The sequence below is a fragment of the Sulfolobus sp. A20 genome, from assembly GCF_001719125.1.
Lineage (GTDB): Archaea > Thermoproteota > Thermoprotei_A > Sulfolobales > Sulfolobaceae > Saccharolobus.
On sequence record NZ_CP017006.1, the window covers coordinates 2,349,299 to 2,369,854 of the forward strand.

20 protein-coding genes are annotated in these 20,556 nt (G+C 36.0%); 7 read left to right on the forward strand and 13 right to left on the reverse strand.

Going from position 1 to position 20,556, the window contains the following annotated elements:
* From BFU36_RS12140 to BFU36_RS12150, 3 genes are all read right to left on the reverse strand, one after another.
* Nucleotides 1-1,029: a hypothetical protein gene (locus tag BFU36_RS12140; RefSeq protein WP_069284266.1), complete on the reverse strand. Its 1,029-nt coding sequence runs from the start codon at nucleotides 1,027-1,029 to the stop codon at nucleotides 1-3.
* Entirely contained in the window at nucleotides 1,016-2,122 is a 1,107-nt protein-coding gene (locus tag BFU36_RS12145; RefSeq protein WP_069284267.1) for a hypothetical protein, read from the reverse strand. The genes BFU36_RS12140 and BFU36_RS12145 overlap by 14 nt, the downstream gene beginning before the upstream one ends.
* A 213-nt stretch (nucleotides 2,123-2,335) precedes the next feature.
* Complete coding sequence (locus BFU36_RS12150; RefSeq protein ID WP_069284268.1) at nucleotides 2,336-2,911, reverse strand: hypothetical protein; 576 nt, start codon at nucleotides 2,909-2,911, stop codon at nucleotides 2,336-2,338.
* A 313-nt stretch (nucleotides 2,912-3,224) separates the two neighbouring features.
* Between BFU36_RS12150 and BFU36_RS12155 the strand changes: the two genes are divergently transcribed.
* Nucleotides 3,225-3,842: a hypothetical protein gene (locus BFU36_RS12155; RefSeq protein ID WP_156770091.1), complete on the forward strand. Its 618-nt coding sequence runs from the start codon at nucleotides 3,225-3,227 to the stop codon at nucleotides 3,840-3,842.
* 240 nt (nucleotides 3,843-4,082) lie between these two features.
* On the opposite strand, the gene proC is transcribed toward BFU36_RS12155, so the two are convergent.
* From proC to BFU36_RS12175, 4 genes are all read right to left on the reverse strand, one after another.
* Nucleotides 4,083-4,901 carry a pyrroline-5-carboxylate reductase gene (gene proC, locus BFU36_RS12160; RefSeq protein ID WP_069284270.1) on the reverse strand — a complete coding sequence of 273 codons (819 nt, stop codon included), beginning with the start codon at nucleotides 4,899-4,901 and terminating at the stop codon, nucleotides 4,083-4,085.
* Nucleotides 4,902-5,210: 309 nt separating this feature from the next.
* Nucleotides 5,211-5,936 carry an MBL fold metallo-hydrolase gene (locus BFU36_RS12165; RefSeq protein ID WP_069284271.1) on the reverse strand — a complete coding sequence of 242 codons (726 nt, stop codon included), beginning with the start codon at nucleotides 5,934-5,936 and terminating at the stop codon, nucleotides 5,211-5,213.
* Nucleotides 5,937-5,985: 49 nt separating this feature from the next.
* Nucleotides 5,986-6,435 (reverse strand): aminoacyl-tRNA deacylase, encoded by a 450-nt coding sequence (locus tag BFU36_RS12170; RefSeq protein ID WP_083216411.1) that lies wholly within the window; start codon nucleotides 6,433-6,435, stop codon nucleotides 5,986-5,988.
* Between the two features lie 23 nt (nucleotides 6,436-6,458).
* A complete protein-coding gene (locus BFU36_RS12175) occupies nucleotides 6,459-7,154 on the reverse strand; it encodes a TrmB family transcriptional regulator (protein ID WP_069284272.1) in 696 nt (231 codons plus the stop codon).
* 42 nt (nucleotides 7,155-7,196) lie between these two features.
* Between BFU36_RS12175 and BFU36_RS12180 the strand changes: the two genes are divergently transcribed.
* A complete protein-coding gene (locus BFU36_RS12180) occupies nucleotides 7,197-8,273 on the forward strand; it encodes an MFS transporter (RefSeq protein WP_069284273.1) in 1,077 nt (358 codons plus the stop codon).
* A 747-nt stretch (nucleotides 8,274-9,020) separates the two neighbouring features.
* On the opposite strand, the gene BFU36_RS12185 is transcribed toward BFU36_RS12180, so the two are convergent.
* Nucleotides 9,021-9,401, reverse strand: a complete 381-nt coding sequence (locus BFU36_RS12185; protein WP_069284274.1) for a hypothetical protein — start codon at nucleotides 9,399-9,401, stop codon at nucleotides 9,021-9,023.
* A gap of 69 nt (nucleotides 9,402-9,470) precedes the next feature.
* Entirely contained in the window at nucleotides 9,471-9,881 is a 411-nt protein-coding gene (locus BFU36_RS12190; protein ID WP_069284275.1) for a hypothetical protein, read from the reverse strand.
* 514 nt (nucleotides 9,882-10,395) lie between these two features.
* Here BFU36_RS12190 and BFU36_RS12195 point away from each other — a divergent pair.
* Nucleotides 10,396-11,478, forward strand: coding sequence for an aminotransferase class I/II-fold pyridoxal phosphate-dependent enzyme (locus BFU36_RS12195; RefSeq protein WP_069284276.1), 1,083 nt, complete (start codon nucleotides 10,396-10,398; stop codon nucleotides 11,476-11,478).
* A 15-nt stretch (nucleotides 11,479-11,493) separates the two neighbouring features.
* On the opposite strand, the gene BFU36_RS12200 is transcribed toward BFU36_RS12195, so the two are convergent.
* Entirely contained in the window at nucleotides 11,494-12,726 is a 1,233-nt protein-coding gene (locus BFU36_RS12200) for an MFS transporter (RefSeq protein WP_069284277.1), read from the reverse strand.
* 409 nt (nucleotides 12,727-13,135) lie between these two features.
* Here BFU36_RS12200 and BFU36_RS12205 point away from each other — a divergent pair, with 409 nt between their 5' ends.
* Genes BFU36_RS12205 through BFU36_RS12215 form a run of 3 tightly spaced genes read left to right on the forward strand, consistent with a single transcriptional unit; the run spans nucleotide 13,136 to nucleotide 16,021 of the window.
* A complete protein-coding gene (locus tag BFU36_RS12205; RefSeq protein WP_069284278.1) occupies nucleotides 13,136-13,987 on the forward strand; it encodes a P1 family peptidase in 852 nt (283 codons plus the stop codon).
* 9 nt (nucleotides 13,988-13,996) lie between these two features.
* The gene (locus tag BFU36_RS12210; protein ID WP_069284795.1) at nucleotides 13,997-14,785 is read left to right on the forward strand and encodes an SDR family NAD(P)-dependent oxidoreductase; all 789 of its coding nucleotides are present in this window, start codon (nucleotides 13,997-13,999) and stop codon (nucleotides 14,783-14,785) included.
* A gap of 3 nt (nucleotides 14,786-14,788) precedes the next feature.
* Complete coding sequence (locus tag BFU36_RS12215) at nucleotides 14,789-16,021, forward strand: M20 family metallopeptidase (RefSeq protein ID WP_069284279.1); 1,233 nt, start codon at nucleotides 14,789-14,791, stop codon at nucleotides 16,019-16,021.
* Here BFU36_RS12215 and BFU36_RS12220 read toward each other — a convergent pair.
* Nucleotides 16,010-16,510, reverse strand: coding sequence for a hypothetical protein (locus tag BFU36_RS12220; RefSeq protein ID WP_231961151.1), 501 nt, complete (start codon nucleotides 16,508-16,510; stop codon nucleotides 16,010-16,012). The genes BFU36_RS12215 and BFU36_RS12220 overlap by 12 nt on opposite strands.
* A 499-nt stretch (nucleotides 16,511-17,009) precedes the next feature.
* The gene (locus BFU36_RS12225) at nucleotides 17,010-18,428 is read right to left on the reverse strand and encodes a UbiD family decarboxylase (protein WP_069284281.1); all 1,419 of its coding nucleotides are present in this window, start codon (nucleotides 18,426-18,428) and stop codon (nucleotides 17,010-17,012) included.
* Between the two features lie 147 nt (nucleotides 18,429-18,575).
* Between BFU36_RS12225 and BFU36_RS12230 the strand changes: the two genes are divergently transcribed.
* Entirely contained in the window at nucleotides 18,576-19,526 is a 951-nt protein-coding gene (locus BFU36_RS12230) for a cyclase family protein (protein ID WP_069284282.1), read from the forward strand.
* Here BFU36_RS12230 and BFU36_RS12235 read toward each other — a convergent pair.
* Nucleotides 19,519-20,553, reverse strand: coding sequence for an NAD(P)-dependent alcohol dehydrogenase (locus BFU36_RS12235; RefSeq protein WP_069284283.1), 1,035 nt, complete (start codon nucleotides 20,551-20,553; stop codon nucleotides 19,519-19,521). The genes BFU36_RS12230 and BFU36_RS12235 overlap by 8 nt on opposite strands.
* Nucleotides 20,554-20,556: the final 3 nt, after the last annotated feature.

A 20,556-nucleotide genomic window follows, 5' to 3' on the forward strand; every position in this document is an offset into this window, starting at 1 on the left:
CTAAGTATTTTTATTTACCGCCAATACCTCTCTCAGCAACTCCTTAACTAAGTTAAGCCTTTTCTGAATTTCCCTCTCAATGACCTTTCTGTTAACCCTTTTTTTATCTTGAGGATAAGTTGTTGTATAGTTAACTAAGTTGCTTAGTTTAACTAAAATCTCCTCATAGGATAATCCATCCTTAGTCAGCTCGTAAGTTAAGTACGTTATTAACTTCTCTTTCCTCCCGTACGTAACAAACTCCTTTATTGCACTATCTAGCCTAACGAATTCTGGAGTTAGAACTAGATTTTCCTTACGTTGATATTTTTCATAAATTTCCTCACTTATCCTCTCGACAGTCTTAACACCACTATTATAAAGTCGATATGCCGTAAACGCAATTAAAAGTGAGGCGATTATTGTAAACGCAATAATTACGTAAGTGTTATCTTGGGCTGGTTTAGGAATAATCAATACTGTGTAAAACAAGCCTATCCCGAATGCAGATATTAACAAAAAGGTTAGATTGTCCGTTATCCAGACGTAGTTCTTACTTAAGGCTGGTAAGGGAGATGCAATAAGGTAAACTAATGATACGGCTAAGAAGGGATAAAACAAAGGAGCATATATTCCAAACAAGTACGCTAAGCCTAAGAAGAGGAAGAACCTTGAAGCGTACTTTATAGAATCCATTAGTTCTACCTTATCCACTTCCTTTTCTAAACGAGCTACGAATTGACTTATTAAGAGTAAAGTTAGAAAACTTATGAAATAACCTATAACGTATGTCTTAAAAGCTGAAGTTAGATAACTAGATAACGTGCTAAAAAACAAGTAGGTGAACACTGATGGAGCTACAACTCTCTTTAAGGCTATGGAAGTTAAGCCTTTGAGAAAGTCTCCTATTAACATTGCTGTTACCATAGCTATCGACGGAATTAATATGAGAGTAACTAAGTAAAACCCTAAAGTATGTAGAAGGAGTAAGAATAAAGGAATCAAGGCAAATAAAATTATGTAAACTATAATGTAATTACGAATTTTCACAGATTATCACCTTGTTGAAGGTTCTGCCTATTGCCCTCAAGAACTCCTCGTATCTTACCCTATCCACGTTTTTATGCCCATATTTCACGTCTTCAAAAGTCCTTATAATTGTATTTGAATCATAAGAGCTTTCCCTCATGATCTCTCTTATGGTTTTAGGGCTTTCCACATCACCTATGTTGACTCTTATTAACCTTATCACGTCTTCATCATAGTTAACTCCCCTTATAAAGAATGTCTTCTCATCTCCTTTCTCATTAATCGCTTTTATAGCATAGCATCCTGGTTCAGGCATGTAAAGCTTGTTGTCAGCTATCATACCTTTATTCCCCATATTTACCAATCTATAGCCCTCCTTTTTCAAGTGAACTGGGAGAGGCGTTCTGTAATCCCATATCAATGGTAGATCGTTTGCAATAGGTAGTCCTATTATATCACTTCCTCCCCAGCCTTTAAAGGACGCTAATATCTCCTTAGGTAGTAGTTTAACCTCCTCCTTCTCTTCATTAGATGTAACTTGCTGTGTAACTTTCTTAGGTAATGAAACTTGAGAGCTCATCTGTGGCATTTGAGGTGTGTTCAGCCTAATTGTCTTCCTCGCAATAAAGAATGAACTAGTAGCTAATATTATTACTACTAATGCGAGTAATATTATGTAAAGTAATGGCGGTATTGTAACAGTTACTATCGTTGACTGATTATTACCCCCACTACTTCCCGATGACTCACCATTACCGTTTCCTACTCCATTCCCTTGTCCAGATCCTAAACTATTACCTTTTCCACTACCTAATCTTGGCAATTTTACATTAGGAATATGTATTTGTGGAAGTATTATTGGCACTGATACTAGTTTAACGTTCTCGACACTAGCGTTATAAAGTGAGTATTTGAAATTATACGTAATGTTAGGTAGAGTGTAATTAATCGTAGGAAGATTTGGTATGTGAATCCCATTACCTCCTCCACCTCCATTATTACCTAAGTTAACCCCCTTACTTTGGTTATTCACTGTGATCACATTAATTGATGACGCTAATATCCAAGCAACTATTAGACCTACTATAAGTATTATGATGGCAATCTTATTCATAAATATAATTTCCTAATAGTATTATATTAAATCTTTCATAACCAGATAGGCACGAGGAATAGTTTTTAAGCCTTAATGGAGACTTCCTCCCCGACAGTCAAGCTTTCCTCACTTTGTAACTTCAAACGTATTTATGTTGGTTACGAAAAGACTAAGAAAAAACTTCAAGAATCCTAATTAGCTTACGTATTAACCTGCAGATCCTTAACTATCCTATATAGTCTCTCCTAAGCCTAAAAAAATTAAGAAAGAGCCTATAGTAATCATTATCCCTCCTAAGATAGGTAATATGAGAAGTACGAAACCTGAGATGGTGATTATTGAACCTAACTTTAATTTAGTTGATGACAATTTCACGCTTAGGGAGATTATAATGAGTGTGAAACCGATTATGCCCATAATGATTGAAATTAAAGTGTATATGGGTAGAGATAATGAATATAAGCTTAAACTACTGAAGATAGTATGACCTTCAGATATTTTTATTGTAAACGAGCCCTTCATTATTAGAATACTTATAAAATTTAAAAGGTAGGATAGTCCGTCGATTGAACAACCTATTAACCCTATCATAAACTTTTTATCGTTTCTTATCAATCTCATGAATCCCATAAAGGTTAAAATTATAAATAATAAGTAAGGTATTAATGAAGCTACTATGTAAAATGTGTATAAAGCTAAAGTGATGAAAACGTAGGAAATCAACGATAACGAGACTAAGAGAGTGAAAATTAAAGCTGAAATCGAAACAACTATTAACGAAATGCGTAGATTCTGAATTCCTTCCATTACATAACAATGTGAACTCAGAAATAAAAGGACATTTCTTGGTACTGAAAGTGATAGTTAATACAAAAATTGGGCAAAAAATTAATTTTACTAATAGTAATATAAATATTAAATTACAAACTTTCTGGAATTGACTTTTGAAATCAAGTCTCAAGAACCTTAAAATTAAGGTATAAAGTGAGTGAATTATTTGCGATTAAATTTTTGAAAAATTCATCGATAAGCTTGTCGAGACTAGTTTTCCTATCTGTATAATGGCATTAAGAAAAAAGGGGAGTAATGCTTAAAATATCTGTTTTAATATTACTTCATGATGAAGAGAAGATTTTACATGACAGAAATAGTTCCATTAACAATTTTAAGGGTTCCTAGAAGATCTATAGTTTTTCTACAAGCTATAAAAGACCATTATGCAGCGGCAGATGATGGTATATATAAGGTAAACTTTAGGAAGCAGGTTGGTATACATGCGGGAGGCATGTTTTTGGGCTTGGGAATATTTTTTGGAGGGGCGTTAGGAATAGGCTTCCTATATTTTGGTTTTCAGCAACTTTTAGATTTAGCCAACAGTTCACTATCTGCAGTAATTATAAGTGTTATATCAGCAGTTATATTTATACTAATAGGGATAGGTATTTTATACGGGATTTATAGGCTGGTAAAATACTTGTGGAAAATAAGTAATAAGGGAAATTACATTGATGGGGAATTAGTAATTCCATGGAGTTATGTAAATAAAATAATAGTATCTAACGTTAGACAAGAGACTTATGCTTATGGTGGTTTATTATTACCTAGTAGTGCTGTCACTTATACTATCGGAGACTGGTTAATTACTACTAAGGATGGTAAAAACATTTATATTTATAACGTAGTGGAACCATACACGAAATTAGATGAAGTAAGGCAAAGGTTTAATCTACACTTCTAAATTATTAATCTAAAGACGCTAAATGGATTATTTTTTAGAGTCAGTAAATATTTGACAAAGAAAGGCAGGCCTTTAGGGCGGGGAGTAGGTCAGTTATTACATTAGTTAGGAAAGGCCTCATAAGCGGGGATGAAAAGTCTAAAAAACCAATTCTACATGCAGAAGGATTCTCTGAGCCTCTCGAGATATGATAAATGTAAGCTTAAATCGATAAGAGAAAAGGGGAGGAAGTCAGATTATTCACTTTCCATTACTCTCCCTTAACCTTTTATCAATCTCCTCACCTATTGCATAAGCCCTCTGATAAGCTGACTCAATGGTTTTAATTAATGCTGACTTGACTCCTTCACTCTCCATTACCATTAACCCTCTAATTGTAGTACCAGCAGGAGTTGTGACTTGATCCCTAAGCATTACAGGATGATTTAAATTACTTTTTAACATCTTTATCGTTCCTTCAATCATGTCAAGTATTGCATAGTAAGCTAAGTCCCTAGGCATCCCACAAGCAACTGCACCTAAGGCGAAGGCATCAATTATTTCTGAAATGAAAGCGGGACCACTTCCTATTAAAGCAGTCCAAGCGTCTAACATATCCTCTGGAACCCAATAAACGCTTCCTAACGACTTAAAAATACTTTCAACATACTCCTTCCCCCTCCCATCCCTTTCTGCTATTGCGGTAGTAGACCTATTTACTAAAGCGTTAATGTTAGGCATAGCCCTATATACTTCAGCATTAGGTATGAGAGAGGAAAGTGTTGAAACCTTTATACCAGCCATTACCGATATCACTATCTTACCCATCCAAGAATCCTTGTTTACTTGTCGTAATACTACTGGAAAATGTTGAGGCTTAACGGTCAACACTATGACTTCAGCTTCCCTAACTGCATAATCATTATCCTTAGTAGCCTCAACTCCCATCCTTTTAACGTTTTCAATAGTCTCATCCCTTCTCCCTGTTGCGATAATTCTTATTGACGGATAGTTCCCCTTAACTGCCTTTAATATCCCACTGCCTATCTTACCACTCCCTATTATTGCTATGCTCTTCATTAGTTTGAATTAGTATAAAATGGTTAATATGCTTGATTTTCATCTTTATTTTTTTATACCCTCACTTATCATCTTCCTCCCCACTATAGAGGCTTTCCTCAACTTTGTAATAGATCTAAAAAGAGAAGAATAGTAGGAAGGAATCGTGCAAGATTAAGTTATAACGTTTTTGTTATTGTATTAATTTCTATGTAGATAATTTTAAGTGGACAAATTAATTTATTTAAGATTTTGAGAAAGTGAATCAGTGAGGCTTTTCCGTTTTATACGTAATGACGCTTTTAGTTTTTCTTAAAAATATAACATAAATTAAAAATTACCTTCAACGTTCTTCATTATTATTTCATCGAACTCCTTAGGTCTAGGAAGTTTTATGGACTTTAGTGAATTTATGAATTCCTCTTTGTTATTTATACTAAACAACTTGTTATACTTTCTCTCAAAACCTATGGTTGATGACGGTTTTCCACTTATCCCAAATCCACACGCTGAACCGGAAGTATGGGCAGGGAAAACTTCAATGTAATCTGGTAATACCTTAAGTTTTTGTAAACTGTAAAAGAGCCGTTCTGCTGAGTCCTCACCTCCTATATCTATCCTACCAATTCCACCCACAAATAACGTATCACCAGTTAATACTGCCCAAGGCTCATCTCCTCTTCTTAAGTCAGTTATGAGTACAGAAACACTATCCGGAGTATGCCCGGGCGTATAAAGGAACTTTATTTTAACGTTACCAACTTTTATTTCCTCATTATCCCTAACCTTTTGTGCAAACTTCACCTTAGTACTCTCATGCATATAAACATTAGCCCTAGTCATGTCAGCTAACCTTTTTGCCCCAGATAAGTGGTCAGCGTGAGTGTGAGTATCTATAATGTAAGATATCCTCATGTCGTATAATTCAGAAAAGTTCATCAAATCGTCAACTAAGTCAAGCCTAGGGTCAACGATTATTAATTCCCCTGCTTGAGTGCATCCAATGACGTAAGTTAAGCATCCTCCACTTTTTGAGATCAGCTGTCTAAATAACATATGTTAATGTAATCAACATGATAAAAAAAGGGTTATTCACTATTTCCAGTTAATGGTTTACGTTTAAGACCTTTAAATTAAACTTTTCAACAAGCTCCTTGGGTGAAATACGTAGTAATGTCTTTTCATCTCCTCCACCACAATAGACGTAATCGCTATCGCTAGCTAAATCCAAATCTACGATAGTTTCTACTCCTTCTATAATTGGAGGAACTCCACCAACTTGATAACCTGTTAATTCCCTTACCTCCTTAGCCTTCGCTATCCTAACCTCGCTAACTCTCAAAAATTCTTTTACCTTTTCTAGATTTACCCTTTTATTGCCCCTTAAGAATATTGCTAATGGCTTATTGTCTGCAATGACAATCACAGTCTTAGCTATTTTACCTTCATCAATTCCTAAAGAGTTGGAAGCGTCTTTAACAGTCTTAGCGTCTTTGACTTTGACGAACTGATAATTAATTCCTCTACTTTTTAATATTTCCTCCAGCGAGGTCACAATTTCTTAACCTCCTTCCCACCTTAAAACGTGAGGTTTGCCGTTCTTTTATCCTTGTTAAATATTAACTTAAAGTGTTCCATTGAATGGATCATACAACCTAAACACGACTCTACAGTAACGTAAGATTCGTCGGTAAAAACAGCAGTTATCTCGTCATTAAAAATTATGAACTTTGAATTGACTTCATCATTGTATTTAATCTTTCCTTTCAAGCCCTTAACCTTCTCCATATCTTCACTTCTTACCACTAAGTATAGTTCGCCGTTAAAGTTTCTCAATAGCTTTACCATCCAGCTTGGTATTCTCGGATATACCACCTTAAGAGTTTTTGCCTCACTGATCATGTTTTTCACGAAGCTCATTACTTGTCTTCTCCCTTCAATTACGGTAGACCTTTCTTTGCTCTTATCCTTGGTAATGGTGTTTATCTCAGCAACTATTTTGTCTATCTGCTCTATGATAGTTTGCTTATAATTTTCAAAACTTATGTTAGGATCTATGAGTTTAACCCTCTTCGGTTTTCCATTTATCACTTTAACAAAACCTCTCTTCTCAAGTCTCGAAACTACGTCATACACCTTTTGGTATGGAACGCCAGACAGTTCTGCCAATTCCCTCATTTTAGCGTTGCAGATTTTAGTTAATGTAGAGTAAACTTTACTCTCATATCTTGAAAAACCTATCTTAATTAATTTCTCTTCCAATTCACCACTCATAGTGAATAATACTAATTTATTGTTAATAAGACTTTATAGTTAATGAGTAAGAAGAAGAACTTTCAACTTTTCACCGTATTAGTCTTCTTCACGGGAATTTACTTAGGAGTATTCAGGGTGGCCTTCCCAGTCCTTGAATTGAATGAATACTATTTCGTACTATACTCGATTATTATTTTTGGTTTCACCAAAGCTTTAATGAATTACATTTCTGGACATTTATCAGATATAATAGGTAGGAAAAAAGTGTTAATATTAGGTTGGTTAGTCTCAATTCCTTTACCATTAATAGCAATTATAGTCAAATCTCCTATATTAGTGACATTATTTACAGTGTTTTTAGGAGTAAATCAAGCCTTAACTTGGACTACTACAGTAACTTCGCAGATTGACATATCTGGCAAAAGGAGGGCAGGTTTAGCAGCTGGGATAAATGAAACTTTTGGATACTTAGGTGTCTCGATGGGGAGTTTTCTCTCTGGTTTAATAATTTCTTCTTTTTTCTCGCCTTATTACTTGATGTTACTAGTAGGGTTATTAGCTTTGGTATTCTCAAGTAAAGCATCAGAGACTAAACCTAACACAAGTTTAGGTAAGGGAGGATTAATATCCTCTCTACTTATAGGTATTGCTGGACTATTGGAGAAGTTTGTGGACGCATTCTTCTGGGTCTTAGTGCCATTGTACTTATCTGCTAAAGGTCCATTCGAGATTTCCACCATAGTGACAATATATACACTAACCTGGGCATTATTACAGATACCTTTTGGACATATAAGCGATGTGAAAGGTAGACTCTTGTTATTAGTGTTAGGGTTCATTTTTATGGGAATTGGAGTATCTATCTTCACGATCCAATATTACATTATTTCCGCCTTTATAGCTGGGTTGGGAATGGCAATGGTATATCCTAATCTCATAGCCTATGTAAATGACTATTGTAGCGATATGAATAGAGGGAGGTCTTTAGGAATTTATAGATTGTTGAGGGATTCAGGTTATGGATTTGCTGGGCTAATTTTCTTACTAATATATAAAGACTTATTAACAGCAGTAACGCTAGTAGTTCTCTTACAACTCGTATCCATATTTCCCCTAGTGTACGTTAGGAGGATTTAAGAAAATTTTCTAGTGTGTCTAGATATTACAGTGTGTTGACAACAATTTCGTCCAACTGTAAAATTTTTTATGCAAGAGTCTATTGCAGAAGAATATTTTCAGCCATCTTGCTATTGTGTTTCTCGTTGAGTTAGGTGAGTCCTAGGAAATCAAACCTATTCATCTTCTCGCCCAATAAATAAGTTGCCTCACCTTAAAAATACTTTTCATAATAAAGAAAATTCAATTTATATCAAAACAACCAAATTGTTGTTCACACCAAGAAAGCTAGGAATATTTTAGAGGACTCTGCAAAAGAGGGTTGTTGATATAGCTAAGTTGTTTAATGTCTCAGCTATTTTCTTAGAGGACTTAAACAACCTCATCAAGAGGTTAAAGGATCTACCAACTGAGTTTAGAGATAAATTCTATCTCATGCGGTACCGTAGACTACTTTACTGGACTAAATAGCAGGCGAAAAACATGGGCTAAAGATAGTGTACGTTGATCCGCACTAATGCCCAAAGTGCGGGAAAGAAATGAAGGAAGCAGGACATAGGTACTTCCACTGTTCATGCGGTTAGAGAATGATCGTGACATTATCACAGTTATGAAACTCTATGGCTCTTTTATCCTCTCTAATACCCCCGGATGAGAATCGATGAGTGGAGGAAGTTAGGAACAAGAATATTAGCTATATGATTTGTTTAAAGGTACTTATTTTAAATTCAATAAGAAGATTCGATAGAAATTTACAAAATCAGTTACCTAGAAGTTAGAGATAACGTAACCTTTGAGAACGTAAATAAAAAATTCCATCCTTAACCTTATCAAGGATCCGCTAAAACCTTCATCGAAGCTTGCTAAATAGCCAACTTGATGCGTAGTCATAATTATAGCACAGTCGGTGAAACTTAATTTATTGTTGAGGTTTTCATTTAACTTGATGAACGCGTTTATAATCTCTTCAATTGATAAGTCGTTCATGACACTTTCAAAAAGATACCTACCCCTCAATTGTAGAATCTTTTCCGATAGTAGCTTGACGTAGTTGAAGGGTTGCCTACTTATCGCCAAGGTTAATAACTCGTCCACAACGTAGTCTAAAAGTATGGGCTTTCCGTACTTACCCTCTTCAATCTCGTCCATTATCTTTAAAGCTATTCCATGCTTACTCTCATTCTTATTTAGCGTATAGAAATGAAGTATCTAATAATATCATTTCCATTCCGTTATTGCTTCAGCGAATGGGTTCTCTTTTCTAGGTAGACAAGGGGACTTAATACTAAACTTTTCCCTTTCAACTTCCATTACAGAATCAATAATATGCCCTATGGTTAACCCTATCGCACTGCCTAAAACTGTCTTAGCTATAGTATCAATTGTTTTGTCGTCGGAGATCTTGTAGTCAGCAGAGTGTGAGAGTAAGTTTGGAGTAACGGTACCTATAATTTTACCTAATGGTGATATACTAACTAGTTCAGATACCGAATACTCCTTAATGTCGAATTTTTCACATAGCTCCTGCAATACTTTGTCCAAGTCTTCATAGATTTTGGGTTCTTCTCCTTCAAGCCTCAGCGAGTAAGTCTTTCCTTGTATCTTGTACTTTACTACAAGATTAACCATATAGATAAATTAGACTAATCCCTCCTATTTATTTTTGCTTCTACAGAATTATTTCTGACTTCCTCCCCACTTTAAATGGCGAGACTTTCTCGATTTCTCTATCCCAGTTCCCCTTGAACTGGATCTATAGGACAGTCTTCGAACTGTTCATCACTCTACAAGCACCGTGTCTACGTATGTCCAGGATTTCTCATACTGTTTTCTATCCTGGTTAGGTGTGTGGACAACAATTTGATTGATGTAAATTGAATTTTATTTATTGTGGAAAAGTATTTTTAGGGTGAGGGTAAGTTATTTATTGTAGGAAGAAGATGAATGGGTTTGATTTCCTAACACTCACCTTACTTAACAAGAAACACAATGACGAGATGGTTAAAAAAATTCTTCAACACAATTTACTCGAAATCTATTGGCATAAGTTGGAATAAAATTTTATGGGGGTGGATGAAATTGTTGTCCACACACCATTTCACGAGATGAAAGGAAATAAATACTGGTTGTCAATCTCTACTATATGTACCCTGAGTTTTGCCTAGAGAGATGGCAATCATTAAGGGATTGGAGGGCTAAATACGTTTTATCAGAAAGTGGTGTTGAACCACTTTCCTCTAGAGAAGTAGAGCTTCCCCCTGAAGTGAAGTTCGAGTATGGGCATACTAAAGGATTGATAAAGTTAAGGGAATTAATTTCAAGCTTATATGAGGTAAAAGACGCAGAGAAGGTTATAATAACAAATGGAGGTGCTGAGGCGAACTACATCACTATCCTATCGTTAATAAAGCCTAATGATGAGGTAATTGTAGAAATGCCAAATTACATGCAAATACCGGGCTTATTAAAGGGTATTAACGCAAAAGTTAAGAACATTTGGCTTAAGGAAGAGAAAGGTTTTCACTTAGACTTGAACGAGTTAAATGAAATGGTAAGTAAGAATACTAAAGCAATTGTAATAACTAATCCAAATAACCCTACTGGAATGGCATTATCTAAAGACGAAATTAAGGGAATTGTTGAGATAGCTGAGGACAATCACGCTTATATAATTTCAGATGAAGTTTACAGAGGTTCAGAGATTGATGGTAACGTTTCTCCTAGTTTTGTTGATTTATACGAAAAGGCTATTAGCACTAACAGTATGTCTAAAGTTTACGGTTTACCCGGCATAAGGATAGGCTGGGTTGTTGCAAATGATAAGGAGATAATAGATAAAATGTGGAGTGTAAGAGATTACACGACAATATCACCCTCAGTTTACAGTCAAGAAATAGCTTATAACGCCTTAATGAGGAGAGAGGAACTGATGATGAGGGCTAGGAACATAGCTTTAACTAATTTCAAGTTATTTGAGGAAATGCTTAATGAAAAAATAAAATGGGTAAAACCTAACGCTACTGTACTTGCTTTCGTAAAGTCAATAGGTGTAGATAACACCTATGAGTTCAGTGAAAGCTTATTTAACAAATATAGCGTATTGATTAACCCCGGTGAGTGCTTTGAAATGCCAGGGTATGTTAGAATAGGGCTAGGTAGTAAGGATCAAAACTTCCTAAGAGAGGCATTAAGTCTGTTCATTAATCATTTAAATACTAAGCATTAGTTAATCCGTCAACTTCTACCCTTCCGAACCTATCCTAGCACTGATCTTTTTCCTTTCCCTAGCCTCCGGAACGTTCCAGAAGAATCTATAGTATAAGTATAGGTTAGTCATGTTCGTTACGAAAGCTAAAGCGAAAGGAAATATGACCGAAACGCTTAGTAGAAATCCTGACAAAAGCGTAGATAAGGCTGAAGGTAATAGTCTTGCAGTTTGATTGGTACCACTCGCAGTAGCCCTTCTCCTACCACTAACTAAGGTCATCATTAAGGCTTGTTGTGCTGGTAATGCGAACACTCTAAAAGAAGTAAATACGATGTAATCAATACTCGCTAGTAAGGGAAGCCTCAAGAAAGGAAAGGCTAAGGTCAAGATAGTCGACACTAGCCTAGTATAGATAATAAATCTGACGAAACCAAGTTTTTCATTCATTATTGGGGTTAACCATATTATTGAGGCTGAGACAATGCCTCCTATAAATACTATGTCACCTATCTGAGCCTGTGTTAATCCGTAAAACTGCTCAAAAATGATTGGTATGAAGGGTATTATTAGACCTTGTGATATACCATTAAACATTCCAGTATAAGTGAACTTTTTAATTATATCTAAGTCCTTCTTCTTAATGGTAGCTAAGTCCTCTTTCTTCTTGTTATCTACTATCGTTTCCTCGTTCAATTTTTTCGATTTCTCCTCTCTTATTGGTATGGCTACTAAGAATGAGGCTAAAGACAATACTAAACCTATCATAAATAGCTCAGTATAATCACTAATGTTAGCAAAAAGGGCACCAAATGCTCCACTATATGTTGATAATGTAGTGAAGATTGAATAAACTTTAGTCAGTTCATCTTTTTTACTTTTCTCAGCTAAAATAGCGGTCTGTATTGGGGCAACAATCGCACCCACACCTCCACCTACTAAACCTCCAGCTATTCCAAATCCTCCTAAGGCTGACGATAATGCTAATAATGCGAAGTTTCTAGTAGTCAAGAGTATTATTATGCTAATTGGCAAGAAGGCTAACGTCATGAGGAGGAACATCTTTTTACTGTACCTATCAGCGTATATTGAGAAAATGAGGGAAAGGAGCGGGGTTGCGAATGCGCCTATACCAAATAGTACGCCTATTTCAACGTCAGTCAATCCTATCTTCAAGAAATATAAGCCTATTACTACTGCTAGGAAGCCTGCTACCAAACTTCTAAGAATTCTTGAAACCATCAGTAAGTAAACGTCAAGTTTCTCCATAAATAATGACTCTCAATAGTTGGAATATAAATCTTCTGTTTACTAACTTAAATATAAACTGTAAAGGTTTAAATTTATCTTTCCTCGAATAGCCCTCCCTTTAGATACTTTAGCACAGTTATGTTAAATCCCTTAGCTAGAGCAATTGGATTACCCCACTTTACCGTGGTCAGTAGTTTCAGTGAGAGAATTAAGTTTATATAACTCCAGTATTGCGGGAGTAATGATCCGGCTCCTACTCTTTATTAGGTTAACCAGAAGGGAGTTTTATGAAAGAAAAATGTCTTAAAAACTTTTACCCCGCCCTAAAAGGCATGGTTTTTAAACCTTTTAATTGCGGAAATAGTGATGATCATTGGTATTTTATTGTCTAGAGAAACATATACTGGGAAAAAGGAGGATGTGATATATGAATAAGAGGATAAGTATTGATGGAGTATTAGTGGGAGGGTATACTGATGATAATGCGAAGTCTGGCTTAACAGTAGTAGTAATGGATAATAGGAACAACACTGTCGGCTTATCTCAAAGGGGTGGATCTCCAGCAACCTTGGGGACTGATCTGTTAAGACCATTACACAGAAGGGATCAATCAGTTGACGCTATAGTGCTTACGGGAAGGAGTGTGTTTGGTTTTAGGGCGGTTAATGGCGTATTATTGGGTTTATACGAGATGGGTAAGGGTTTTAAGATAGGGGATATGAGAGTACCTATTGTAGCAGCTGCAGCTATTTACGACTTCTACGATAATCATATACTACCCACAGAGGAGTGGGGACTTAAAGCTTTGAAAAATTTATCTCAACAAATAATGATTGGAAGATATTGGGCTGGAAGAGGTGCTACTGTTGGTAAACTCAATGGGATTAGAGATGCTAAGCCTTCTGGACAAGGATATTATGAGTTGGAGAAAGGTAAAGTAAAAGTGGGCGTTATCTCAGTGGTTAACAGCATAGGTAACGTCTATGATGAAGAAGGTAATTTGATAGCTGGAAACGAAAGTGATGAAATGAGGTTAAGTACTCCAGGGACGACTTTAGGAGTAGTATTAACCAATGCTAAGCTTTCTAACTCCGATGCTTGTAGAATAGCTAGTAGTGCTGAAAACGGTTTTTCAGCAATCATAAGACCTTATAACCTCTCCTTGGATGGGGACACCGTTTTCACGATATCTACTAACGAAGTTGACGTTAACGTAGATGATCTAATATTTTTAACTTACGAATCCAGTAAAAAGTCTGTGTTATCCATATTTAAGTAGGTGAAGTACATGGATTATAAGGATTTGTTTTCAGTTAAGGGAATGAACGCTGTAGTAATTGGAGCTGCTAGTGGAATAGGGAGGAGTATTTCCGAGATGTTTGTAAGTTTAGGAGGGAAAGTAATAGCAAGCGATGTAAACGAGGAAGAACTAAATAAGTTAATAAATGAGCTCTCCTCAAAAGGATATGAAATTAAAGGAATCAAAGCTGACATTACTAAGGTAGAAGATGTTAGAGACAAGTTATTGCCTTTTATCCTTTCGAATTTCAAGAAAATAGACGCTCTATTTATTACACCTGCTATAAATGTTAGAAAATCTATTGAAAACTACACTTATGAGGAGTTTGATAGGGTTATTAATGTAAATCTTAAGGGTCCCTTTATAGTGTTAAAGGAATTTCTGAAGTTTATGAAAGATGGTGGAAGTGTTGTATTATTCTCTTCAATAAGAAGTATAGTAGTTGAACCGGGACAATCCGCGTATTCTGCTTCAAAAGCTGGTATAGTACAATTAGCTAAAGTAGCAGCAGCTGAATATGGTAAATATAATATAAGGGTTAATTTAATTGCCCCCGGAGTTGTTGACACTCCTTTTACTAAGCAGATAAAGAGTAAGCCAGATTGGTATAAGGCTTATGCTGAGAAGACGATCTTTAAGAGGTGGGCTACTCCAGAGGAAATAGCTAGCGTCGCAATCTTTTTAGTAATGCCTGCCTCATCATACATTACTGGTACCGTCATTTTCGTAGATGGTGGATGGACTGCGATAGATGGGAGATATGAGCCGGAGGTGTAATGGTTGACTGAACTAGATGAGGAGTTAAAACAAGAGTCCTTAAACTTCTTAAAAGAACTAATAAGAATACCTACTGAAAATCCGCCCGGGCTTAACTACGACATTATAGTTAAAAAGATGAAGGAGAAGTTAGACGAGTTAGGCTATAATACTGAAGTCTTTTCCTTGAGTGATGATGATTTAAAGAGATTAGTTAAGTTTGGGAAGGGAGGAAGACATAACTTAGTTGGCTATTTAGGTAATGGAAATATTAGGATAGCCTTTAACGGGCATTACGATGTTGTTCCGGCTGGAGATGGTTGGAGCGTTAATCCCTATGAAGGAATTATTAAAGATGGCAAATTATATGGAAGAGGATCTGCAGATATGAAGTCTGGAATAGTATCCCAGATATATGCGGTTGAGTTGTTGAGAAGGAATAAAGTATTCCCTTCAAACCTTCAAATAGTTCAAACGTTAGTTCCAGATGAGGAGACTGTAGGTAATATTAACGCTGGTACTTATTACTTAGTTGAGAAAGGAATTTTAAAGAAAGGAAAAATAAATTACGTGATTTTCACTGAACCAACTGGTGCAGATAATGTATGTTATGGTCATAGGGGTGCGATATGGGCTATTGTAAGGGTTTACGGTAAGAAAAGTCATGGAGGATTGCCACAATTAGGTATTGACGCTGTGAGAGCATCAACTAAGATGATCCAAGAATTGTACAACTCTCTTCCAGACATAACGTCTAAGTACGAGATAATTCCAGAGGTCTCTAAGAAGCCATCTATTCTAGTGGGAACTGTGAAATGCGGGAATTGGGTTAATACAGTAGCTGACTATTGTGAGTTTTCCATAGTAAGAAGGTTAGTACCAGAGGAAAACCTAGATGAGGTAAGAGGTAAGATCTTAGACATACTAGAAGGAGTAAGTAAAGAGTTTAAGGCAAGGTATGAGTATGATGAGTTTTATGCAATAGATACTATAACGTCAGATGTTAATGACAAAATATATGAAATAATGAGGAGAAAAGTTAAGGAGATTAGAGGTGTAGAGCCTAGGCTTGTATTATCTCCCGGTACTTTTGACATGAGGTTTACTGTAAAAGAGGGAATACTCTCAATTAATTACGGTCCAGGGAGAATAGAGCTAGCCCATGCTACTGATGAATATGTTGAAATTAATGACTTTTACGATTCGATAAAAATATTAGCAATGACTTTAATGGAGTTAAGTAAACTAGATCACTAGGTTTGCCATTATGAAGATTATAATTATTTGAAATATAACTTGACTACCAGAGACATAAATGTTCCTCATTCCCAACTTGACTACCTTATTTAAATCTGGGTCTTCATTTCTTAATTCCAACACTATTCTAACCTCATTAGGTAATATGATTCCAAAACCTTGTATAATTAATATTAGAACGACTACGCCAGATAATAGGATATAGATGCTTTTTAAGTTGAATATTCCTAGCCATGAGGCTAAGAAATATCCGGCAGTAGTTGCCACTGACGCTAGGGATGGCATGAAGAAGAGCATTATTGGAACTAACCTCTTTATTATCTCAGCCCTACCCTTAGGGTCTAACGATCTCAAAACTCTACTCATTACCAAGCCCATGAATAAATCTATGCCCGTCCAAGTTCCTCCAGTTAGCACATGAACGTAATCTAGTATTAGTAAACTTCTTAACGCTAATGCTACCAATAACCCAGCTATCGGTACTAACAAGGTTAATATGGAATAAGGGGGTTACAAATTTGGTCGTATATGCCATAATTATATATCTTTACTTTTCTAACTAATATATTTTTTCTAAAGAATGACCTTTGAGTACATTTTGTGAGGGATTAAAAGTATCTTTTCTTAAATCGAGCATATGTGAATGCTGTTATATAAGCCCGGCTTCCTCCCCCGCCATAGAGGCTTTCATCACTTTGTAAAAATATTAATAATATTCAGCTTATGGTGAACTAGATTATTTAAATGATTACACATTTATACTTTCAAGACGGGAATATATCTGTGGACAACATTTTTGTTATTTTAATATGAGCATAATTCATTTAGGGAAGTTTATTAACAAAGAGAACGACAAGCCTCGCCCTTTAGGACTAGGAGGAGGTCAGAAAGAATAATTTTTCCGATTAGGTAGTATCTAATTAGGTAGTATCTAAACAGATTAATCTTAATTGCCTTAAAGTGAAATTTTTGATCACGCATAGTCCAGTTACTCCAAGATTTCCCTCCATTTAACGATTACCCTTTCCACAATATCCTCACTAGGTCTTACCTCTCTGGGAAAGTCTTTGTTAAAGGGTTTGGTAGCATATATAATAGCTCTGGATGAGACGTATTCCTTTACGTTCTGCTTCCTTTCAGCCATGGGGTCTAAAGGAGTACTAGGAACGTTCTTAACAATTTCTATTGAATTAATAGGATCTGTTCTAGTACAAATCGCCCATAATACTTGATTTATATCTGACGGATCTATATCTTCATCTACAACTATTACATATCTACCACCATAGGCTGTTAGAGGACTTGTTGCTAATATATGTCCTACCATGGTTTGTTGACCAGCAAAGGATTGCTTAATTGAAACTACTATTAAAGCCCTTGAAAACCCTATTTCGTGAGCCCATACACCCTTAATATCCCTTACCCCAATTCTCTCTAACATATCCCATATCATTGCTGACCTCAGAGGACACCTAAAATAAGAGTAGTCGTAGGGAGGAATACTTGGAGCAGTACCTAAAAGTATGGGATTACTTCTATAATAAACCCTTTTAACCTCTATTACAGGATTTTTCATCCTTCCTCCAGCGTAATATCCCATAAACTCCCCAAAAGGTCCCTCATCTGTTAACTCCCCACTTATATATCCCTCAATCACAATGTCACTCTCAGCTGGAATAGGTAGTCCAGTCTCCTCTCCTCTAAATACCTTAAATCTTTTACCTACTATAGCCCCTGCGTAATTGTACTCAGATATACCTGCTGGGACTTCCATTCCTGCGAAAATGAACAAGTCTAATGGTGGGGAGAATGAAATCGCTATTGGACATTTTTTACCGGCTTTAAGATATTTCTCCACATGTATCCTACCGTGATGAGAAGAATCAATGAATATTGATAACTTATTCCTATCAACTAACATGACTCTGTAAGCTCCTACATTTACCCAATCAGATTCTGGGTCTTTAGTTATTACAGCATCAGCTGTACCTATATATCTCCCTCCATCGAATTCATGCCATTTGGGGGCTGGAAACTTAAAAAGATTTACCTTATCATCACTATCAACGTTCTCAAGGAATACTGCATCATTAACTTCCTCTGGTTCATAGCTTCTGTATTCCTTAGATGCTATGTTTAATCTATCCCTTAACTTTTTCACTAAATCAATATCGTTAAGGGCATTTATATTGAGAGCTAGGTTTACTCTCTTATAATCTAATAATGCCCCAGTTAGTACTCTAAAACCTTTAGGGTAGTCCTTTATTTCGTCGAAGAGTAAAGTAAACTTATGTTTCTTGGCATTTAAGTCAGTTATAGCTCCTATCTCTAAGTTCCAGTCAGCTCCTTTAACTTCTTTTAATAGACCTAAATTTCTTACTTCTTCGATGAACTTTCGTATATACATTATTTTTATATTCTTTTGTAAGCTTTAATAAACATACGTGAACATATTAAAGTCGTTCTTGGCTACATTAACTACCATAACGAGAACGACAGTTATAATTACTGTCTCCCGTAAATTTTTTAAATTTTTTATCATTAATTGTTCCTCATGAGGTATAATTTTGAGGAAGAGGTTAAAAAAGCCCCTAAGAATTGGGGTAGATGGGGAAGAGATGATGAGATTGGTACTTTGAATTACATAACCAGTGAGTATCTTTTAGATTCTTTAAAGGTAATAAGGAAGGGAAAAGTATTCACTTTAGGTTTATGGATAAATAGGAGGGAAGGCGATCCTTTATGGATTGGAAGAAAACCCACTATTCACTTAATGGTTAGGGACGAAAGTTCTTATATGGTAGGTAAATCTAAGCCTAGACCGGGTGGAGGAAAGTCAGCTGACGATATCATCATTATGCACCTTCAAGCTAGTACCCAAGTGGATGCTTTGGGTCACTATTGGAAGGATAACACGCTCTATAACGGTTATGATTCTAAACTCACTATAGGAGGATTAGTTAAGGATGACGTGAGTAAGTTAGCTGAGAAAGGTATTGTAGGCAGAGGTGTCTTGTTGGACGTAGCTAGATATAAGGGAAAGAGTAGTTTAGATAAGGGAGAAATGATATCGTTTCAAGATTTATTAGAGACAGCTAAGTCGGAAGGGGTAAGGTTAAAGAAGCGTGACATCATACTCGTTAGGACCGGTTTTTTGAAGACTTTTTACGAGAAGGGAGCTGAAGAGTTTTATAAGGATTTTAATGAGCCTGGAATAACTTATGAGCCGGAGTTAGTTAATTGGTTCTACGAAAATGAGATAATTGCTTATGGCTCTGATACGATAGCCTCTGAGCAGACTTATTCTAGCACATTGGGAATAATGCTCCCCTTACATATTTTCTTCTTAAACTATTTGGGCATGCCTATAATGGAGATGTTATGGTTAGAGGAATTAGCTGAAGATTGCTCAAGGGATGGGCAATACGAGTTCTTCTTCGTAGCATCACCACTGAAAGTCATAGGAGGTACCGGTTCACCCATAAATCCCGTTGCAATTAAGTAATTTTAAGAACTTGCCTTCCACTAACTTTACCTTTTTCCAAGTTTTCTAAAGCTTCATTGGCTTCTTCTAGGCTTAAGGTTCTAGTTATAGCCGGCTTTATTTTACCATTCTCAGCTAATTTTAACACTTCTAGAAAGTCCTTCCTGTTACCAGTTAAGGTGCCGATAAATTGCCATCCCATGGAGTGAAGCTTTAAACCCGCATCATGAGGTAAACCTCCTCCAAAAGTTCCCACTTTGATGTATTTTCCCAACTTGGATAGGAAGGTGTAGTAATTATTAATAGTCGTCTCAGATCCTACAAAGTCTACAATCACATCAACACCCCTATTATCCGTTATTTTCATCAATTCTTCTTTATTTACCTTGCTCATTACGTAATCTGCCCCTAATTTAGAGGCTAATCTTAATCCATCATCACTTACGTCAACCCCTATAACTAAACTACCATAAACTGCCTTAGCTATTTGAATGGCTATACTACCCAATCCCCCTCCAGCTCCAATTATCATTACACTCTTCGCTGGATTTAGCTCTCCCAATCTTAAGGCTCTATAAGCTGTTACTCCCGAACAGGCTAAGGGTGAGGAGTCTAAAGTTGATAAATTCCTTAACTTATATAAATACTTGTAATCTGGAACTACTACATATTCCGCATATCCTCCGTTCATACTAATCCCTAACCACTTGGGATTATCACAGTATTGATCTTCTCCGATTTTGCAGTAATAACATGAACCATCACCTATCCAAGGATTAATCAAAACTTTATCACCTTTACTAAATCCACTTACTTCATCCCCAATCTCCTCAACAACTCCAGATATTTCATGACCTAATATTAACGGAAGTTTGGGTTTTTCCATACTAATTCTATTGTAAATTACTCCACTTTTTACCGAAAGATCAGTGTGGCAAACTCCAGTATATTCGACTTTAACTAATACTTGACTTCCTCTTATCCTCGGCGTTTCAATATCATTTAATCGTAAAGGTTTCCCAAACTCGTTTAATAACATTGCCTTCATTCC

What these genes read in the sequence shown, in the direction of transcription:
- BFU36_RS12145 (WP_069284267.1), bottom strand. Translation starts at nt 2,122, where the DNA reads ATGAATAAGATTGCCATCATAATACTTATAGTAGGTCTAATAGTTGCT.
- BFU36_RS12150 (WP_069284268.1), bottom strand. Translation starts at nt 2,911, where the DNA reads ATGGAAGGAATTCAGAATCTACGCATTTCGTTAATAGTTGTTTCGATT.
- BFU36_RS12155 (WP_156770091.1), top strand. Translation starts at nt 3,225, where the DNA reads ATGAAGAGAAGATTTTACATGACAGAAATAGTTCCATTAACAATTTTA.
- proC (WP_069284270.1), bottom strand. Translation starts at nt 4,901, where the DNA reads ATGAAGAGCATAGCAATAATAGGGAGTGGTAAGATAGGCAGTGGGATA.
- BFU36_RS12165 (WP_069284271.1), bottom strand. Translation starts at nt 5,936, where the DNA reads ATGTTATTTAGACAGCTGATCTCAAAAAGTGGAGGATGCTTAACTTAC.
- BFU36_RS12175 (WP_069284272.1), bottom strand. Translation starts at nt 7,154, where the DNA reads ATGAGTGGTGAATTGGAAGAGAAATTAATTAAGATAGGTTTTTCAAGA.
- BFU36_RS12180 (WP_069284273.1), top strand. Translation starts at nt 7,197, where the DNA reads ATGAGTAAGAAGAAGAACTTTCAACTTTTCACCGTATTAGTCTTCTTC.
- BFU36_RS12185 (WP_069284274.1), bottom strand. Translation starts at nt 9,401, where the DNA reads ATGGACGAGATTGAAGAGGGTAAGTACGGAAAGCCCATACTTTTAGAC.
- BFU36_RS12190 (WP_069284275.1), bottom strand. Translation starts at nt 9,881, where the DNA reads ATGGTTAATCTTGTAGTAAAGTACAAGATACAAGGAAAGACTTACTCG.
- BFU36_RS12195 (WP_069284276.1), top strand. Translation starts at nt 10,396, where the DNA reads ATGTACCCTGAGTTTTGCCTAGAGAGATGGCAATCATTAAGGGATTGG.
- BFU36_RS12200 (WP_069284277.1), bottom strand. Translation starts at nt 12,726, where the DNA reads ATGGAGAAACTTGACGTTTACTTACTGATGGTTTCAAGAATTCTTAGA.
- BFU36_RS12205 (WP_069284278.1), top strand. Translation starts at nt 13,136, where the DNA reads ATGAATAAGAGGATAAGTATTGATGGAGTATTAGTGGGAGGGTATACT.
- BFU36_RS12210 (WP_069284795.1), top strand. Translation starts at nt 13,997, where the DNA reads ATGGATTATAAGGATTTGTTTTCAGTTAAGGGAATGAACGCTGTAGTA.
- BFU36_RS12225 (WP_069284281.1), bottom strand. Translation starts at nt 18,428, where the DNA reads ATGTATATACGAAAGTTCATCGAAGAAGTAAGAAATTTAGGTCTATTA.
- BFU36_RS12230 (WP_069284282.1), top strand. Translation starts at nt 18,576, where the DNA reads ATGAGGTATAATTTTGAGGAAGAGGTTAAAAAAGCCCCTAAGAATTGG.
- BFU36_RS12235 (WP_069284283.1), bottom strand. Translation starts at nt 20,553, where the DNA reads ATGAAGGCAATGTTATTAAACGAGTTTGGGAAACCTTTACGATTAAAT.